At 58.1% G+C, this 17,826-nt stretch carries 15 protein-coding genes and 1 tRNA gene; 4 read left to right on the forward strand and 12 right to left on the reverse strand.

Annotation, left to right across the window (positions count from 1 at the left end; all coding sequences use genetic code 11):
• Window positions 1-6: 6 nt before the first annotated feature.
• On the reverse strand, window positions 7-1,689 hold the full coding sequence (locus BLU07_RS14410) for a putative bifunctional diguanylate cyclase/phosphodiesterase (protein WP_157719210.1): 1,683 nt from the start codon (window positions 1,687-1,689) through the stop codon (window positions 7-9).
• A 164-nt stretch (window positions 1,690-1,853) separates the two neighbouring features.
• On the opposite strand from BLU07_RS14410, the gene rep reads away from it, so the two are divergent.
• Entirely contained in the window at window positions 1,854-3,860 is a 2,007-nt protein-coding gene (rep, locus tag BLU07_RS14415; RefSeq protein WP_092389898.1) for a DNA helicase Rep, read from the forward strand.
• 79 nt (window positions 3,861-3,939) lie between these two features.
• Here the strand turns inward: rep and BLU07_RS14420 are convergent, their stop codons facing one another.
• The gene (locus BLU07_RS14420) at window positions 3,940-4,374 is read right to left on the reverse strand and encodes a c-type cytochrome (RefSeq protein WP_331457061.1); all 435 of its coding nucleotides are present in this window, start codon (window positions 4,372-4,374) and stop codon (window positions 3,940-3,942) included.
• 227 nt (window positions 4,375-4,601) lie between these two features.
• On the opposite strand from BLU07_RS14420, the gene BLU07_RS14425 reads away from it, so the two are divergent.
• Window positions 4,602-4,678 (forward strand) — tRNA-Arg (locus BLU07_RS14425).
• Between the two features lie 385 nt (window positions 4,679-5,063).
• On the opposite strand, the gene BLU07_RS14430 is transcribed toward BLU07_RS14425, so the two are convergent.
• From BLU07_RS14430 to BLU07_RS14470, 8 genes are all read right to left on the reverse strand, one after another.
• Window positions 5,064-5,594, reverse strand: coding sequence for a hypothetical protein (locus BLU07_RS14430; protein WP_092388211.1), 531 nt, complete (start codon window positions 5,592-5,594; stop codon window positions 5,064-5,066).
• A gap of 95 nt (window positions 5,595-5,689) precedes the next feature.
• Entirely contained in the window at window positions 5,690-7,090 is a 1,401-nt protein-coding gene (locus tag BLU07_RS14435) for a hypothetical protein (RefSeq protein ID WP_092388214.1), read from the reverse strand.
• Window positions 7,087-7,443: a hypothetical protein gene (locus BLU07_RS14440; protein WP_092388217.1), complete on the reverse strand. Its 357-nt coding sequence runs from the start codon at window positions 7,441-7,443 to the stop codon at window positions 7,087-7,089. The genes BLU07_RS14435 and BLU07_RS14440 overlap by 4 nt, the downstream gene beginning before the upstream one ends.
• 383 nt (window positions 7,444-7,826) lie before the next feature.
• Window positions 7,827-10,370, reverse strand: coding sequence for a DUF3987 domain-containing protein (locus tag BLU07_RS14445; RefSeq protein WP_197675015.1), 2,544 nt, complete (start codon window positions 10,368-10,370; stop codon window positions 7,827-7,829).
• Window positions 10,371-10,449: 79 nt separating this feature from the next.
• Complete coding sequence (locus BLU07_RS18085; RefSeq protein ID WP_407920079.1) at window positions 10,450-10,698, reverse strand: helix-turn-helix transcriptional regulator; 249 nt, start codon at window positions 10,696-10,698, stop codon at window positions 10,450-10,452.
• 25 nt (window positions 10,699-10,723) lie between these two features.
• Window positions 10,724-11,254 carry a hypothetical protein gene (locus tag BLU07_RS14455; protein WP_092388222.1) on the reverse strand — a complete coding sequence of 177 codons (531 nt, stop codon included), beginning with the start codon at window positions 11,252-11,254 and terminating at the stop codon, window positions 10,724-10,726.
• A complete protein-coding gene (locus tag BLU07_RS14460) occupies window positions 11,251-12,645 on the reverse strand; it encodes a tyrosine-type recombinase/integrase (RefSeq protein ID WP_092388225.1) in 1,395 nt (464 codons plus the stop codon). The genes BLU07_RS14455 and BLU07_RS14460 overlap by 4 nt, the downstream gene beginning before the upstream one ends.
• 436 nt (window positions 12,646-13,081) lie before the next feature.
• On the reverse strand, window positions 13,082-13,372 hold the full coding sequence (locus BLU07_RS14470; protein WP_092388228.1) for a hypothetical protein: 291 nt from the start codon (window positions 13,370-13,372) through the stop codon (window positions 13,082-13,084).
• Window positions 13,373-13,513: 141 nt separating this feature from the next.
• On the opposite strand from BLU07_RS14470, the gene BLU07_RS14475 reads away from it, so the two are divergent.
• Window positions 13,514-13,726, forward strand: a complete 213-nt coding sequence (locus tag BLU07_RS14475) for a penicillin-binding protein (protein ID WP_092388231.1) — start codon at window positions 13,514-13,516, stop codon at window positions 13,724-13,726.
• A gap of 77 nt (window positions 13,727-13,803) precedes the next feature.
• Here BLU07_RS14475 and ilvD read toward each other — a convergent pair whose 3' ends face one another.
• Together ilvD and BLU07_RS14485 are read right to left on the reverse strand one after the other, a co-directional pair.
• Window positions 13,804-15,486: a dihydroxy-acid dehydratase gene (gene ilvD / locus BLU07_RS14480; protein WP_092388234.1), complete on the reverse strand. Its 1,683-nt coding sequence runs from the start codon at window positions 15,484-15,486 to the stop codon at window positions 13,804-13,806.
• 172 nt (window positions 15,487-15,658) lie between these two features.
• Entirely contained in the window at window positions 15,659-16,525 is an 867-nt protein-coding gene (locus BLU07_RS14485) for an MOSC domain-containing protein (protein WP_092388237.1), read from the reverse strand.
• Window positions 16,526-16,726: 201 nt separating this feature from the next.
• Between BLU07_RS14485 and BLU07_RS14490 the strand changes: the two genes are divergently transcribed.
• Complete coding sequence (locus tag BLU07_RS14490) at window positions 16,727-17,776, forward strand: GGDEF domain-containing protein (RefSeq protein WP_092388241.1); 1,050 nt, start codon at window positions 16,727-16,729, stop codon at window positions 17,774-17,776.
• Window positions 17,777-17,826: the final 50 nt, after the last annotated feature.

Below are 17,826 nucleotides of genomic sequence, written 5' to 3' on the forward strand. Positions count from 1 at the left end.
CGCCGCTCAGGCTTCGCCAATCAGGTCTTCCCGGCAAAGCTGGTAGGCATCCAGGAAGTAGCACAGCTCGTCAAAGGCCAATGCCGGGCTGATGAAGAAGCCCTGAATCTGGTCACAGCCCATGCTGCGCAGATGCTCCAGCTGCGCACGCTCTTCCACGCCTTCGGCCACGACTTCAAGCCCCAGACTATGGCCCATGTCGACCATTGCCGACACCAGTTGACGGTCGCTGTCCTGCAAATGAATGCCCTTGACGAAACTGCGATCCAGCTTGAGCAGATCGATCGGCAAGCTGTGCAGATGCACGAAAGACGAGAAGCCGGTGCCAAAGTCATCCAGCGAGAATCGTACGCCCAGGCCGACCATGCCTTCCATGGTCTGCAGCACCTGCTCCGGATGCTGCATTACAGCGGTCTCCGTGAGTTCAAATTCAAGCAGGCGTGGATCGACCCGGGTTTTTTCCAGCAAGCGGCGAACGGTCGCCAACAGCTGGCTGTCCTGGAACTGGCGGAAAGACATGTTCACCGCGACATGCACCGCTTTATCACGGCGCTGCAGCCGGGCAAGGTCATGGCAGGCACGGGCAATAACCCAATACCCCATGGGCACAATCAGGCCAGTTTGCTCAGCCAGCGGAATAAACTCGTTCGGACCGAGCAACCCGCGCTCCGGGTGGCGCCACCGTATCAAGCCTTCCAGACCGACAATCCGGCCACTGCAAAGATCGACACGCGGCTGGTAATGCAACTCGAACTCGCCACGCCGCAATGCCTGGCGCAGGGATGTCTCGTATTCAATCAGGCTGCTGGCCTGCAGATTGATGCGCTCATCATAGAAATGGAACTGACAGCCACGCTGCTCCTTGGCTTGCTGCATGGCCATATTGGCATGCAGCAGCAGGGTATCCACTGTCTGCCCGGCCTCCGGGTAGGTAGCAATACCGATACTGCAGCCCAGCAGTAAGCTTTCCGAGCCGAGCAGAAATGGCTCGGCCAGCTCTCCAATCAGTTTCTGCGCAATCTGCAGGAGGTTGCTCGGCGAGCGGTAATCTTCCAGCACCACGGCAAACTCGTCGCTGCCCATGCGGCCAATGGTGTCGGTATTGCGCAGCATGCTGCGCAGGCGATCAACCACCTCGAGAATGATCTGATCCCCAGCCTCATGGCCCAGGGTATCGTTGACATGGCGAAAATTGTCGAGATCAATAAAGAGTACCGCCAGCGGCTGATTGGCGCGCAGGGCCCGGCGCATGCCCTGGCGCAAGCGATCCTGCAGCATCTGCCGATTGCAGGTGCCGGTCAGTGGATCGAAACTGGCCGCCCGATCCAGCGCCGTCTGCAGCCCATGGCGCTCAATCGCATAGCGCAGGCAACGCATCAGCTCACTGGAGCTGGCCTGATCCCAGATGGCATCCGCCAGGGCGTTGGGCAGCTCGACCAGTTCCGGCTGATAACTCAGATAGATCAGCGGCACACTGCAATCAGGCAACCCGGCCAGATGCTGTTCACGAACCAGCACGGCCGTGACTTCGCCAGCAGCGATTGCAGCCTGCACAGACGCCCAGGACTCCAGTCGCTCCAACCGGTAGGGCTGATCGGGAACAGCTGCCAGTCGACGACACAGGTGCACATAGGCGCCCTGATCGTCGTCCAGCAACACAATCCGCTGCACCTGACTATCTGCAGTCAAGAATAAATCCCCATTGGCCCATAAAAATTAAATAGATACAGAATATTTATAAAGTAGGTTATATCCAATTTTATGCCAATAACCAAGTCTAGCCTTTAGCCATCACTGCCGATTGTCAAGCGCAAGCTGGTAGAATGCGCGCTGACTTCAGGAGCCATGCCAACGTGTCACGTCTCAACCCCCGCCAACAGGAAGCCGTTCACTACATCAGTGGCCCCTTGCTGGTTCTGGCCGGCGCCGGCAGTGGCAAAACCAGCGTCATTACCCGCAAAATCGCCTACCTGGTGCGCGAGTGCGGCATCAAGGCCCGCTATATCGTAGCCGTCACCTTTACCAACAAGGCAGCGCGGGAAATGAAAGCGCGCGTCGGCCAATTGATCAAAGGGCCGGATGCCCGAGGCCTGACCGTTTCCACCTTCCACAACCTCGGCCTCAACATCATCCGCAAGGAGCACAAGACGCTCGGCTTCAAGCCCGGTTTTTCTATTTTCGACCAGCAGGATGCCCAGGCGTTGATCACCGACCTGATGCAGCGCGACTACGGCGCCGACGATGGCATTGATGGCATCCAGCAGCAAATTTCCAGCTGGAAAAACGACCTTGTACTGCCCGACGAAGCACTGGCCAATGCCCGCTCCCCACAGGAACAAGCTGCTGCCAGTGTCTACATGCACTATCAGCGCACGCTCAAGGCCTATAACGCCGTCGATTTCGATGATCTGATTCTGATCCCGGTGATGTTGTTTCGCAATCACCCGGACGTGTTGGAAAAATGGCAGTTTCGCATCCGTTACATGCTGGTTGACGAATATCAGGACACCAACGCCAGCCAATACCTGCTGGTCAAGATGCTGGTCGGCAGTATGGCCCGCTTTACCGTGGTGGGTGACGATGACCAGTCGATCTATGCCTGGCGCGGTGCACGGCCCGAAAACCTGGCCCTGCTGAAAGACGACTTTCCCAGTCTCAAGGTCGTCATGCTCGAGCAGAATTACCGCTCGACCAGCCGCATTCTGCGCGCGGCCAATACGCTGATCGCCAACAACCCGCATGTGTTCGAGAAACAGCTATGGAGCGAACTCGGCTACGGCGACCCGATCCGGGTCATTCGCTGCCGCAACGAAGATGCCGAAGCCGAGCGGGTAGCCACCGAGATCCAGACCGCACACCTCAAGCACCGCCATGCCTGGAAGGACTTTGCCATTCTGTATCGAGGCAACCATCAGGCGCGGCTGATCGAACTCAAGCTGCAACACCATCAGATCCCCTACCACCTGTCCGGTGGCACCAGCTTTTTCAGTCGCCAGGAGGTCAAGGATCTGATGTCCTACTTCCGCTTGCTGGTCAATCCGGATGACGACAACGCCCTGCTGCGAGTGATCAACGTGCCACGCCGCGAGATCGGCCCGGCAACGCTGGAAAAGCTCAGCAACTACGCCAACGGTCGGCAGATCAGCCTGTTCACTGCCTGCGCCGAAATGGGCCTGAGCGAACACCTTGACGCACGCTACCTGGAACGCCTGCAACGGTTCCAGCAATGGCTGGAAAACATCCGCCAGCGTTGCCAGCAAGAGGAACCCATCGGCGTACTACGCGACATGGTGCTGGATCTGGACTACGAGAACTGGCTGCGGCAGAACTGCTCAAGCGACGAAATTGCGGCCAAACGTATGGGCAACGTCTGGTTCCTGCTCGATGCATTGAAAAGCACCATAGAGCGGGATGAGGAAGGCAAAACCGACATTGAAGATGCGATCGCCAAACTGGTGCTGCGCGACATGCTCGACCGCCATGAAGAGGAAGAAGATACCGATCGCGTACAGCTTATGACACTGCATGCCAGCAAGGGCCTGGAATATCCGCACGTCTTCATCATGGGCATGGAAGAAGAAATCCTTCCGCATCGCTCCAGCATCGAAGCCGACAGCGTAGAGGAAGAACGCCGACTGACTTATGTGGGCATCACCCGTGCCCGGCAGACATTGACCTTCACCTTCGCTGCCCGACGTCGGCAGTTCGGCGAAATCAACGATTGCTTGCCGAGTCGGTTCCTCGATGAATTACCGGATGAAGACCTGGAGTGGGAAGGCACCGACGATGCTCCGCCGGAACAGAAGCAGGCGCGCGGCAACAATGCGCTATCCGACATCCGCAACCTTCTGGGTCGCTGACCAGTCACTTCGCCACGCAGACAAAAAACCGCCGCACCCCAAGGGTAACGGCGGTTTTTTTATCAGGCAAACTGCCGGATCAAAGACCAGACATATGCTTGATGGATTCCATCAACTCTTCATCACTGCAATCGCCACAGGTGCCACGCGGCGGCATGCCCGGCGGAACACCTGCAACGGCTGACTGGGTCAGCTCTTCCCAGCTGTCATTCCAGTTCGCCAGACGCTCACCCCAGGCATCGGCATCGCCAGTCACCGGAGCGCCCAACACCCCATTGGCATGGCATGCCGTGCAGAACTGTTGATAAACCTGCTCACCCGAGCGCGGCTCGCCGCTGGCACCGCCGTTGCCCGCTGGCGTAGCAGCCACTTCATCCGCACAGGGATCACCCATCAGGCAAACGCTGCCATAAGGTTTGATACGTTCGGCAACTGCCTCATCAACCGACGAAGCAAAAGCACTGCCAGCAACCAGGGCAAGCATGGCTGCAGAGGCAGCCAGGATTTTTTTCACAGTTGTCACCTTAACATCCTCATCATAGCTGTAATTATGTGCTGGCAACCCGGCCACTCCCCGGTTCCCGAAACCATACAATGCACGCGAGTATACCGGTAAACCGCCCGCCGACAAAATAGCTGCAGCCAGCATATCTGTAACCACCGACAACAGCTGCCCTGCCAGATACCAGCACAGCAGACGCTAGACGCAGCTGGACGCAATGCGTATCATTGCCGCCCTACGCACCCGTAGCTCAGCTGGATAGAGTACCGCCCTCCGAAGGCGGGGGTCACAGGTTCGAATCCTGTCGGGTGCGCCAAAAACTCCCTTAAAAACCAGCCACTTAGAGCAACCGCTCAGGCTGGTTTTTCTGTTTCCGGGTTAGAGTTTTGCGGCGTGTTACTGATCTGTTACTAATCCGACGAACGGCGCTTCAGTCCCCTACAAAATCCCTCGGCCACCCACTGCGGATCATGCCCGGTATGCTCACAGCACCAGCAAAGCATTGGCCCCAGGCTGATAACGTCCTCGAATGCCTGTTGAAGCTCTCGCCCTGATCGTCCTTGTCGGTACGCTCTGGCGTCATCCAGCAGCAGGGCTAGGACGGCACACCACAAAGCATATTCCGGCGCTGTTGAGGCTTCAGGGGGCTGTGCACCCCCATCCACCCCAAGCCCCCACCCAACCACAAGGGCTTGGCTCACTCAACCAGCCATAAACAGGCGTTGGCTGTAACTCTCTGCGATACCCGCCAGGCGCTGGCGCGACTTGGCCAGAGACTCCAGCAGGGCGCGGCAATCGCTGATCTGTTGCTTGTCTGGCTGGCCGCCCAGCTTCAATGCCTTGTTTGCCACTCGATACCAATGCAGACCGGCGTTGTCGTCAATCTCGGCAACTGCCCGGCCCAACTGCTGGGCTAGTTTTTCAACCTTGGCAAACTGCGCCAGCAGCTCGGCCTGTTTCGCGTTGGCCTGCTCCACCAGTGCGGCGGCTTCGACTGCCTGTGCTTCTGCTGCCTCATCTTCGGCCATCTGCTCAAGTACCGGCAGACGGTCATGCAGCACCGCCAGACGTGATTCAGCATCACGGACTTTCAGCGCCAGTGCATCGGCGGCGTTATCGTCCCCATTGGCGACCAGTGCAGCATGGTCGGTACGCATGGCGGCAATGCCACCTTTGCAGGCGTTAATGTCATCGTGCAGTTGCTGGAGTCGCTTACTTGCGCTTGCGTTCATTTCGCTTACCTCGTTTGTATTCTGACCGTTGAACTTGGTTTCGTAGCTTTGCGTATTCTTGCTTCAGGTTGTGGTATGTCGTCATGGTTGAGTGCTCACGTTGGGAATGAAAACCCATCGGCCCAGGCTGACAGGTCATAGGTGTTTCGGGTGCCGATATGCACAGCACAGCCCGCCACAGCATTGGCCAAGTCATCGTGGCCGCCTGGGGCATGGTCGATTGAATCCCGTCCGCCCCGGCTGGTCCGGCGCTCCAGTCCCACAAGCTGTTGGTGCAGTACCGGCAGCGGTGGCAGCTCTACTTGTCCGCTGTTTAACAGGGGCAGCAGATCGCGGTATAGCTCCGAGCGGTTGCGGCTGCTCTTGTCGTACTGGATGCCGTGCTTGCGGAACTGCTCCCGTGGCCACTCCCCGGCGTAGGCGTCACCAGTTACCCGGCTGACTCGATAGGACTTCAGCAGGGCGCAGTATTCGGCCACCACAGCTTCAGGGCTGAATGGGGGCTTAATAGCTCGGGCGCAATCAATGACAGCGGTGTTTCCGTCTCTGTGCCCTATGGCCAGAGTGAAGGCATCAGCCACACCCCCGGACGGGTCCACAAACGCGGTATAGGTCATGCCAGTAGCAGGGGGCAGTTCTACTTGCCCTGGGCGTGTGCAGGCGTCCACGGCCTCAACGGATACGAATGATTCAACGTCAGTGCGGAACTCGGCCCCGTACTCGGCTGCTGCTGATACCGGGTCATCGGCGTAGGCTTCCTGCACAACGGATTCGGGCAGTGTGGGGTTCATCAGTCGGCTAGGGGCTTGGGCCACCAGTACGCTACCTTCCTTGCCGTACTGTCGCTTGTACGCATTCCACAGCACCCCGCGTCGGGCATACGGGCTTGATAGTGCAATCAGCTTGCCGCCCAGGGTCGCCAGTGAAGGACGAACCGCGTTTAGAATCTCGCGGTCAGGGTTGGCCCCGTCGCTATACCAAAAGGCTATTTCATCGCAGATAACACAAGCGGCAGTGTAACCCCGTGTGCTGCGGTGGCTGGCTGTCATCACTTCAATGGCGCAGCGGTTGGCCAGCTCTATGCTTTCGGCCTGATCGCGGACCACATAGCGGGTCAGCATGGGATGGGCCAGCAGTCCCCGGACGTAACGCATCACTGCCCGCGCCTGCTTACGGTCTGCGGCAATGACCATCACCGTGGCCACCTCACCCGGTGCCAGCTTGTCGCGGTGGTCATTGAATACAGCCTCAAACACGGCCAGCAGGGCAGCGGCTGCGCTCTTGCCACCTCTGCGGCCAATGACCAGCCACAGCTCATTCAGTGCGACCGTTGGCGGTTGGCGGTCTGTCAGGGTATGGAATGCCTCCGCCTCGATAGCATCCAGTTCTAGCCCGTAAAACCCGCCTAGCAGCGCACGCCATGCCGTGAATGAATCACCCGCGAACTGATCCCCAAACAATGCCGAGTCTGTCATCAGGTCGCGGATGGTAATCATTGGGCGGCCTTCGCTTTCAGGTAGTCGGCCAGATCCGGCACATCACGCGCCTGGCGCTCCAGTCCCAGCTTGGCGCAGATCCCTTGAAGGCTGTTTGCCGCTTGTGTCCACTTGCCCACATCGAAGTCACCACCAGCGGCCAGCGCCTGTTCTTGCTGCTGCATCCAATACTCAAGCCAGAGCGCACGCTCTACCAGACTGCGCTGGGCATAGCTCAGACGGTCAGATCCACCCAGGTCATCGGTGAACTGCTGCCAGCGTTCGCGCATAACCTGGGCAATGCTGGTCCGGCCATCCAGTGACTGGAGCCAGTTTTGTGAGAAGCGGTCAGGCGGTGCGGACAATCGGGGCATAATGGGGTGCTATCTCTGGTCAATCTTATGCCTAATTTTGCCGCTTTTGGTAACAGATTGGTAACACAGAACGAACAAGCGCGAACAAATACAATAACTTTCAATTAGTTACGATTAATATAGTACGCCTACACAAGGCGGGGGGTTTATGTTCGATAGGGTACTGGCGGGCGGGGTTGCGGGTTGTGCGGCTGGTTCTAGGCTGTATTCCCACAAAATGTAGATAATGTAGTACGCGCGCCCGTGACGTTAAGGCATTTTCTCTCTCTCCCTGTATTACTCTCCTTTTGTTCTTGTAACTGCTACGCGCGCGCGTGCTACATCCTCTACATTGCATAAAAAACCCTGCGCTATGGCCGGGCATGTTGTGGATTGTGAGGGCGTCACCCGGCTTTCAGGTCCGCCATTATTCGCGCCACCTCTGCCCGGCGTTCCCGTTCGGCTTCGGCGCTGGCCTTGAATCGCTCGTGAATGGTTTGGTTTACGCAGTAGGCCACCGGCTTTCCGCGCTCGTTCAGGCGTCCGCCAGGCTCCGGCCAGATCCAGCCGTATGCTTCCAGACGGTCCAGCATTTCCTCCCTCTCCCAGTCCCTCATCTTCCGATAGGCCAGCATGTTGTTATGCAGGTCTCGCTTGGGTGTGAATCGCTCCCATCCGCGCGCCAGCAGTAGGCCAGCCAGGGCGCGGGCGTTGCTGTCGATAGGGTCCAGCCCATCATAAAACTTCACCGCATGGGGCAGCAGTACGCGCCACAGCAGATCCGATACACGCTGCGCGGTGTCTTCCTTTACCTGGTTGTCGGTCGGGTACTCTTGCCACTGGGCGCATTCTGCAACGTGGTAGGTCAGCAGCAGCCGAGCAAAGGTGCCTTCCCACTTGCCCAGCATGGCCGTCAGATGCTTGTTGGGCATCGAAAGCACAGCCCGGTGCAGCTTGTCGTTGAACGCCTCCCGGACCTTGTGCGCGCCCTCTGACAGCTTCACCACGCTATGCTCTCCGGCCTTAATGCCTACTATCTGCTCCAGCAGATCCGTATAAGTGTTTTTGGCGTCCATGTCGGGGTAACGGTCTTTGCCGCGCCTGGCGGGTGCCGCGTGTATCAGCAGGAACCGTTGCAGCATTCCATCATGGTTTGTGGCGTGTGCGTACTCCTGGATAACCTGGGGCTGAATGCCGCCCACTACGCACGCGCTCCAGTTCTCTACCCACAGAGAACCGCGATTGATGCGGTCAATTTCCATGCCGCCACCGTTGTAGGCTTCCAGCCATGCGGCCTTGTCCTTGCCACCGCTCCCGGCCTTGTAAGCGTCCATGCTTGCCAGCCACCCGGTCATTTCATCACGGTCAATCAGGATGCCACGCGGCTCGCACTTGCTCAGAATGTCGCCCAGCTTTTCAACGGTCACATCACTGGCGGTCAGTCGTTTAAGCGGGGGCGCTGGCGGTAGTGCGGCTTTCTTGTTCTCCTTGGTCAGTTCATCGCATTCCTCTTGCCACTTGGCCAGGGCTTTGGCGTAGTCCTCCCGCCACTTGGCGGCAATCTTGCGGACATGTCCCAGCGCCTTGCTTATGCCGGGTGACTTTTTCGCGGACGGGTCGCCAATGATGCCCACCCATAGGCGCGCCGATTCTGTCCATGTTGGGTCATGGCGCTTCGGTTGGATCTTCACCCGGTCATCAATGCAGCCTGCTATAGCGCCCAGGGCAGCCATGCCGATAACGGCAGGGTCCACGCCTATAAGTTCGCCCTGGTCGCGCGCATACGCGGCCACAGGCGGCGGCAGCAGATCCACCGGGAACGCGGGCGGCTCAAGGTTGCCGAATATGTCGGCGGCGGCGGGTGTGTTGTCGTTGAACTCGGCAAGCTCCGCGTCCAGATCCGCGCGGGCGTTCTTCACCGTATGGTCAAGGGTCCAGCCGATTGCCTGGGCGCGTGCTCCGCGTCCGCCTTCGTAGGCTTTGGCGGATAGGCCATAGGTCGGTTCAGTCAGGATCTCGGCCACCTGGTCATCCCTCAGGCCCAGCTTTATCAGATCCTTTGCTACGCCGAAAATGGCATCCGAGCGGCTGCCCTCTGCTACGCCGTCCAGCAGTTGACGGCATACATGCTCTGACAGTCCCGCCAGCGTCTTGCTGTGCTTGGTCAATGGCTGTGCCGCGCTGCTTGTGGTTTGTGGCTTGCTGGGCGTCTGGGGCGGCTCTGCGGCGTACTGGTTAAGCTCCGGCTGCGCCTTGGCTGTGCTGCGGGCAATCTTGTGGCTTGGTGTCTTGCTCAGGGGCGGGAACGCCTCCAGGATCTGTTCCGCGCTGTATTCGTTGCCGTTAAGCTCGCCAATGATGCGGACCTTGAATGGCTCGGCCTTGCGGTGCCAGTAGCCCGGCAGGCGCATCACGCGGGGCAGGTCGTTCACTGCCTTGTCAGTCTTGAACAGCTCGGCAATTTTCCATTGCACGCCCTTGAACTTGTCCAGGGGCAGCTCCGAGCACAGCCAGTAAGGGTGCCAGCTCTCCGGGCTTGATTCCACAAGGCCGGACGGTGCCAGCTTGAATGCCTGTATTGGCTCCAGAGGCGCGCCGTCAGTGTCAGCGAATACAGCACGCACGCGCTTGACGTTGTGAACCTCTCGACCTTGCAGGTCGGTTTCATTCACGGTCACAAACACACCGGCCCCGGCGTTGTTCAGGCGCTCCAGCTCGGCGGCGTGCTGCTCAAGTGTGCCATGCAGCAGGCGCGCATACATTGGCGGCTTTTTTGCCTTCTCGCGGCGCTTGTCCTCGGCTTTGGCCTCCTCGGTGTCGGCAAAGGTTTGGAACGTGAAACGGGTTTCCCAGGCTCCGAGCCAGTCCAGGAAAGCGCGCGCCTGGTCCAGATCCGGCGTCAGACTTGTGGAACCGTCAGCATGGAAAGTGCAGGGCAGGGCGGTCATGGGCGCATCTCCCCGGCGTTTTTGCTATAATTGCTGCGCGTATCTTTAGGGCTGCTCTTCGGGGTGGCCTTTTCTTTTTTCATTGTCCGCAAGCCTCCCGCTGCTTTGATTCAAGCCACGCATCTAGCTGAACTTTCGTCCATCCGACACAGCGGTTTGATATGCGAACTTTGCGGGGGAAACTGGCGTCATACTCGGCCAGTTCGTGCAGCTTGGTACGGCCAATGCCTAGATATTTACAAGCGTCAGCCGGACGGTAGAACGCCTGCTGAATGGTTGATTGAGATTGCATGAAAATCACCGTTGTTGTCCGTTGGTGATTCCTCATCCTCCACACGCGGTATTAGTCGCGGTTAGCGCAATCCCGCTTTTTTTAACCAGCGCCGAATTGTGTCCGGCTTAGCGCCTCCCATTCTTGCGGCAATAACGGCCACGCGCTCTCGCTCCGGCCTTCCTGTCTGCTCTAGTTCGCGCCATATTCTCGCAGCTTTTTTTATCCGCTCAGCGGCAGCCGCCTTTGCTTTAATGTTTGTAATAGCTGCTCCCGTCTCCCTACCTCCCTGCACTGCTGCACCATCATCGACAAAGGTGTTTTTGCCCGCTTCTCGTAGAAAGCTGCTGGCCGCCTCCTTCCAGGCAGCAAGCTCTGGCCGGTTTGATTCCGGGGAGTAGTACCAGCGCAAAATGGCAAAATCACGCATCGGTGCAATATGCTCTGGGGCAAGGGTGCCGGACCAACACACCAGCCAGCCACCTATGCGCTGGGGGGCATCGCTGGGCAGTTCTAGGCGGGTGGTCATCAGCGCATCAAAACTTAGGCCGGTCCGCTTCATTGCGTGCCGGGTGATAACGTCGTTTTGTAAGTAGTACTCGGGCGACTTCATGCGCTGGTACCCACCACACCCGAACCCTGTCGGACTTTCTGCGCTGCTGCAATCTGGTCAGCAACGATATTCATTGCCTGTTCTGCCTTGGTCGGGCATAGGTGCGCATAGTGCCGCTCTATCATCTGCGCTGATTTGTGGCCCACAAGCTGCGCCACCAGCAGCAACGGCACGCCAGCCATTACCAAGCGGCTGATAAAGTTATGCCGCAAGCCGTAGAAGTCCAGATCATCGGTGACGCCTCCCAGCGCCTTGACTCGCTCCCAGTGCCGCAAATGCGCTTTGCGGTCGCGTTGTGACGCCACGCGCTTGGGTGGAAACACCAAGTCTTTAGGGTTGGCGCTGATCCCTATCACGTCCATGTGCTCCCGCTGCCAGGCTTTCATCACTGCTCGAATGTCTTGATTAAGGCTGATACTTAACTGCGCCGGTTCGCGGTCATTCCGTAGCAGGTGAATCGTCTTGTGGCGGTACTTTCGCAGCACCCCAAATTGCACATTCAATTGATCCCACTTCAAGCTGTACAAGTCACTTGGTGCAAGCCCGGTATGCAGCGCCAGCAGGCAGAACGGAATAAACCAGTGCGGGTACTCCACCTGGTCTAGATCAAACAGGTCAGGCTTGCCACGCTTGCGACTGTTGCGGCGTTCGGCCCGTATCTCTTCCGCGAACTGATCCAGCCCGTTCAGGATTGCGCCCTGCTCGTCGTCTGTCATTGCTCGGCGCTTGGCCTTGCCGGGGTCCTCTGATTCACGCTCCAGATCATCAGCATTCAGCAACGGCAACTTATAACCCTTGATTGGGTTTGCCTCCAGCACGTCATCTTCCACAGCAGCATTCAGCAGCGCCTGCAATGCGCCATACACTCGGCGGTGTGTGGTCCTGGCCAAGCTGGCGTTGTCTTGCACCCACTTGATTATGTCGTGCTTGGTTATGCTGGCCAGATCACGGGGCAGCAGGTCGGAAAAATGCTTTTTCAGTCTGCCCGCTGTCATCTTTGCCGCTGAATCACCCCATGCAGCCATCCGCACGGCATAACCGCCAGCCAAGTAGCTGGCAAGGGTACGCTGCTCTGCCTGTAGCGCCTCTGTGCGGCGCTGGTGCTGATTCTGTCGCTGTTCATGTAAAGGGTCGGCACCTTCGCTGATTAGCTTGTAAGCGCGTGCCGAGGCTTCCACGGGTGGCATGGCGGGGTACTTGCCAATGGTATAAGTGCGCACCTTGCCGAGCGCATCAGTGTAACGATAACGCCACGCGCCACCGCGCTTTAGCTTAATCAGGTACAAGCCGGTCAGCTTGTCGCACCACAGCGTTGCCCGTTCCTGTGACTGCTCCAGGTGCTTGGCTGCCCTTGCGTCGGTGATACTGGTTATGCTCTTTTGCTTTGCCATGATGGGCCTCTGCTCGCCTGCCAGTAACACAAAAACGTGTTACTGATCTGTTACTAAATCCTAGCTACAATAGCGAACAAACGCAAACAACAAAAAACAACGATTACTTGAAAATCAGTAACTTATGAAAACAGAAGGCTCTAGACCGGGGGCATTTCTCGCCCTCCGAAGGCGGGGGTCACAGGTTCGAATCCTGTCGGGTGCGCCAGTCAAATAAAAAAGCCCAGCGATGCTGGGCTTTTTTATTTGATAGGTGTATCCGACGGCAGAAGAGAACCTGTCGTTCGACAAATCGCGCCAGCGATTTGGGCGGAGCAACGCGACGGGGCAAAGCCCCAAGAATCGCCAAAGCGATTCGCAGCCAATCCTGTCCGTGCAACGGCTCGAGCCAATTCTGCCTCCACGCCACCGCAAAAAGCCGTGCAAAGCACCCACTTCATTCATTGGCTACGTTTTCCCGCCCTTTCAAACCCTGCATCCGCTCATACCCAACACGGGTAACCAACACCAGATGACGGGTCGTCAGGTAAATACTGCCTGCCACCTTGAGCGACTCGATAAAATCGCCATGCGACGCATCCGGCAGGTAATAGTAATCCCGCCCCTCTTCAAGCTGATCTCGACAACGCTTGAACAACCGAAAAGCCGTTCCCTTCGCCAAGCCGTTCATGTCGTCAATCTGTCGAAAACTGAGGGCTTCAACACCCTGATAAACAATGGGTTGCATGCTGATCCTGATTTCCCGAATGCCTGGACATCTGTCAGGCTGCTGAAGGGTCGCACTGCTTATTCTGCGGGTGATAGGTTAGCACTACCAATTATTACCGGTCCCCCGGTTTCAAATCGCCCTATCCAATGAGGACGCATTATGTCTGACAACGATACCCTGACAGCCCTGAAAACAGCCTTTACCTTTATGCCACAGCCGGTCGATGTCACCCGTTTCGAATACGGCGACGATGCCGGCAGAATTCTTGAGCAGATCAATTTCGTGCGTGAGGTGCTGCTGGATCACGGGATAGACCCGGATGAAGTGGCCGGCGAGATCAATCCCGACACCTCGCCGAACTCCTGTTACTGACTTCCTGCTTGCTTCAAAACCCGCGAGGTAAGGTGTCACACCCTGACAAAAACCGGCCGATGTGACACCTTCGTGGTTTACGAGGGCATCAAATCCGTCACCGCCCCCTCGGAAGCCGAACCCACGGTGCGTGCATACTTCGCCAATACCCCGCGGGTATATCGCGGGGCCGGCGCCTGCCAGGCCTGGCGCCGGCGATCCAGCTCCTGCTCGGAGACGTCCAGTTCAATGCGATTGGCCACCGCATCAATGGTAATGGTGTCGCCGTCTTCCACCAGGGCGATCGGGCCGCCATCGGCGGCTTCAGGCGTAATGTGCCCGACCACGAAACCGTGACTGCCTCCGGAAAAACGGCCGTCGGTGATCAAGGCTACATCGCTACCCAGGCCCTTGCCCATGATGGCTGAGGTGGGGGTGAGCATTTCGCGCATGCCGGGGCCGCCCTTGGGGCCTTCGTAGCGAATGACCAGCACATCGCCGGCCACCACCGAACCATCCAGAATCCGTTCCTGGGCTTCTTCTTCCGAATGAAACACCCGCGCCCGGCCGACAAAATGGGTGCCTTCCTTGCCGGTGATTTTTGCTACCGCACCGGTCGGGGCGAGGTTGCCGTACAAAATGCGCAGGTGGCTGTCGGCTTTGATCGGGTTGTCGAAGGCATGAATGATGTCCTGACCTTCTGGGTAGGGGGCAACATCGGCCAGGTTCTCGGCCAGCGTCTTGCCGGTTACCGTCAGACAATCGCCATGCACCAGTCCCCGCGCCAGCAGCAACTTGATCAGTGGCTGAATGCCGCCAATGGCGACCAGTTCCGACATCATGTAGTGACCACTGGGGCGCAAATCCGCGAGCACCGGGACGCGCTTGCCGATCTCGGCAAAATCTTCCAGCGCTAGCTCGACGCCGACAGTGCTGGCCATGGCCAACAGGTGCAGCACGGCATTGGTCGAGCCACCGAGGGCGATGACTACAGTAATCGCGTTCTCGAAGGCTTTGCGGGTCATGATGTCGGAGGGTTTGATATCGCAATCCAGCAGATGCAGCACAGCGGCACCGGCAGCCCGGCAGTCGGCCACCTTGGTATCGGATACCGCATTCTGCGCCGAGCATCCCGGCAGGCTCATGCCCATGGCCTCAATCGCCGACGCCATGGTGTTGGCGGTATACATGCCGCCGCAAGAGCCGGGGCCGGGGATGGCGGTTTCTTCGATCTGCTTGAGCTCGATCAGGTCCATCTTGCCCTGGGCGTGGGCGCCAACAGCCTCGAAAACGGAAATAATGTCGGTGTGGTTGTCACCCGGCATGATGGTGCCGCCATAGACGAATACTGCCGGACGGTTGAGTCGCGCCAGCCCCATCAGGCAGCCGGGCATGTTTTTGTCACAGCCCCCAATGGCCACCAGCCCGTCAAAGCCCTCGCAGCCGGCAACGGTTTCAATCGAGTCGGCAATCACTTCGCGGGAGACCAGCGAATACTTCATCCCCTCGGTGCCATTGGCAATGCCGTCCGATACGGTGATGGTATTGAAAATCAGCGACTTGCCACCGGCCTCATCCGCTCCGGCTGCCGATTCTTCCGCCAGCCGGTTGATGTGCATATTGCAGGGCGTCAGGTTGCTCCAGGTGGAGGCAATACCCACCTGCGGCTTGCGAAAGTCTTCGTCGGTAAAACCCACGGCGCGCAACATGGCGCGACTGGCTGATTTGCCGAGCCCATCTACAACCGGGGATGAGTGCCGGCGGCGTTTGTCTTCTGACATGGATGCCTCTCTGCTGGGTCTGAATGCGATGGATAATGATCAATCTCACAGACTAGCAGAGACAGGCAAACATTCGGGGGTGGGAAAGCAAGCAATTGGTGCTGGGTAGCCTCTGAAAAAGTCACCGCAGTGCGCCAGCAACAACCGGGCTTCGAGAATGTTGTGCAGCAGCTCAGAAAACCAGCACCTCGTCACCCACGCGTATCAGATCCTCTCCATCGATTGCCCCATAGATGCCAAGGTTTTGTTCTGCCTCACGGACAATGCTGCGCAGAATACTTTTATCATCGCCCAGCTGGCTCTGGGCCCGGGTTACCGCGCCACAGCGCGGCGCAGGACCGGCGCAATCAATGGTGATATTGCCAATGCGCATCTGTTTACCCAGCCAGGACTGTTCAACCAGACCCTGCATACCCGGCAGCGACTCGATCACCAGATTCGGCCGAAACCGCTCCACATGCCAATCAGCCGCAGGGTTGATCGATTGCATATGCTGCAGGCTGGCGGTGGTCAGGATATGCATTGGTGAGACAAGAAAAAAGGTGCCGGGTAACGCCACATACTCCTGCATCTCGGCAGGCAGATTATCCAGGTCCGGCAAGGGTTCGCCGGGCTCGCGGTCAAAAGTGGCTTTCAGCTCCTGCAGCCAGGTCGTGGCATCGGCCTTGTAACGTCGATAGAACCCGGCATCGTCGGCGAACGGCCGTAATGCCTGCAAGGCACTGGCATGGCCAATAGCGCTGGAGATCTGCTGATCAATAGCCGGATTGCCGCTCGCAAGCACGCTGCCATCGGGGAAGGTGATCTCCACAGCCCCGGTTAACTCGCCCTGCTCGTTCAGCCGTTGCCGGGCTCGGTACTGCAACAGACCCGGGCGAAACTTGCAGCTCTGGATTTCTTGCCGCTGACAATCCTGCACCGCCCAGGTCCGGTCTCCCGTGATGCCACCCGCACCCAGCCGGCATTGCGACAGGCTTTCACCGGCCATGCCCTTGACCGGGTAACGCCAGATGGACTGAATCGTACCGACTTTCTGCATGCCTCCCCCTCAAACCGCAACATTCATGAGCCCATTCTATGGCGCTGTGGGCCGCGGACCATACGCCATTTAACGTAGCGTACACAGGTTGCAAAAAGCCCATAGGGGGAAATATCCACTGTGGATTCTGCTGTATGCCGGGCTGGAATAAGGTTAATGTTGCTGGAAACAGCATAATCGCTTCAGGGAGCAGCCAAGCACATGGAAGCACGCCGTCGAGTGGATGAGCCACGCTCGCAGTTCTGGTTGATGAGCATGCGTTGCTGCCTGATGGCAGGCAGTGTGGATGTCGCCTTTTTCTTTATTTTCCATTACCTTGGCTCCCCTATTCTGGCCTGGATCAACGTGCTCAGTGTGGGCATGTACGTCATCGCCTACTGGGCTTTGAAACACCGCCACAATCGCCTGGCCGTGCTGCTGATATGGGTAGAGGTGATCGTGCATGCCGCGCTGGGCACGCTGCTGATCGGCTGGGACAGCGGCTTCTACTACTACCTGCTGATGTTCATTCCGGCCCTGTATGCCGGCAACCACAGCCTGCGCTCGGCCAGCATCGCGGTGTTTGCTTTATGGCTGTTCTATGTCGGGCTGAATACGACCATGCGCTTTGTCGAGCCGATACAGCCGATCGCCGAAAGCGCTCTGCTGGGTGTCTACCTGTTCAACCTGACCTGCGTATTCATCATGTTCAGCTACTTGTCGCTGTATTACATCACGACCGTCAAAAAGGCTCATCGCATCCTCGGTCACATGGCCACCACAGACCCACTGACTCACCTGTTCAACCGGCGACACATGATCGAGTTGGCCGAGCGTGACATTACCGATGACGCCGGGCAAACGGTGAACGTAGCTTTCTTGCTCATGGATATCGACTATTTCAAGCAATTCAATGACCGTTACGGACATGATTTTGGTGACCGCGTGTTATGCGAGATCAGCCAGATCCTCAGCGCAACATTGCGTGAGCAGGATTATGTCGGCCGTTGGGGCGGGGAGGAGTTCCTGGCCGTGCTACCACATACCGATACCCAGCAAGCGCAGTTGATTGCCGAGCGCGTGCGTGCCGCCGTCGCGGAGCATGACTGGATGCAGCACGGCCTGACCACACCGGTGACCATGAGTATCGGTGTCAGTCATCACCGGCGCGGTGAAGTGCTCAGTGACAGTATTGTCCGTGCAGACGCTGCGCTGTATGCAGGCAAGGATAGCGGACGAAACCGGGTCGAGGTGGCCACAGGCGGCGCTTGACGATCGGCAGAGGCACTCTTGCTGCTGTTGAAAAAACAATGATCACGGAG

It is taken from the genome of Halopseudomonas salegens (assembly GCF_900105655.1).
GTDB classification, from domain to species: Bacteria; Pseudomonadota; Gammaproteobacteria; order Pseudomonadales; family Pseudomonadaceae; genus Halopseudomonas; species Halopseudomonas salegens.

Coding starts and splice junctions, on each gene's coding strand:
- BLU07_RS14430 (WP_092388211.1), bottom strand. CDS start 5,594: ATGAACGCAAGCGCAAGTAAGCGACTCCAGCAACTGCACGATGACATT.
- BLU07_RS14435 (WP_092388214.1), bottom strand. CDS start 7,090: ATGATTACCATCCGCGACCTGATGACAGACTCGGCATTGTTTGGGGAT.
- BLU07_RS14440 (WP_092388217.1), bottom strand. CDS start 7,443: ATGCCCCGATTGTCCGCACCGCCTGACCGCTTCTCACAAAACTGGCTC.
- BLU07_RS14445 (WP_197675015.1), bottom strand. CDS start 10,370: ATGACCGCCCTGCCCTGCACTTTCCATGCTGACGGTTCCACAAGTCTG.
- BLU07_RS18085 (WP_407920079.1), bottom strand. CDS start 10,698: ATGAGGAATCACCAACGGACAACAACGGTGATTTTCATGCAATCTCAA.
- BLU07_RS14455 (WP_092388222.1), bottom strand. CDS start 11,254: ATGAAGTCGCCCGAGTACTACTTACAAAACGACGTTATCACCCGGCAC.
- BLU07_RS14460 (WP_092388225.1), bottom strand. CDS start 12,645: ATGGCAAAGCAAAAGAGCATAACCAGTATCACCGACGCAAGGGCAGCC.
- BLU07_RS14470 (WP_092388228.1), bottom strand. CDS start 13,372: ATGCAACCCATTGTTTATCAGGGTGTTGAAGCCCTCAGTTTTCGACAG.
- BLU07_RS14475 (WP_092388231.1), top strand. CDS start 13,514: ATGTCTGACAACGATACCCTGACAGCCCTGAAAACAGCCTTTACCTTT.
- ilvD (WP_092388234.1), bottom strand. CDS start 15,486: ATGTCAGAAGACAAACGCCGCCGGCACTCATCCCCGGTTGTAGATGGG.
- BLU07_RS14485 (WP_092388237.1), bottom strand. CDS start 16,525: ATGCAGAAAGTCGGTACGATTCAGTCCATCTGGCGTTACCCGGTCAAG.
- BLU07_RS14490 (WP_092388241.1), top strand. CDS start 16,727: ATGGAAGCACGCCGTCGAGTGGATGAGCCACGCTCGCAGTTCTGGTTG.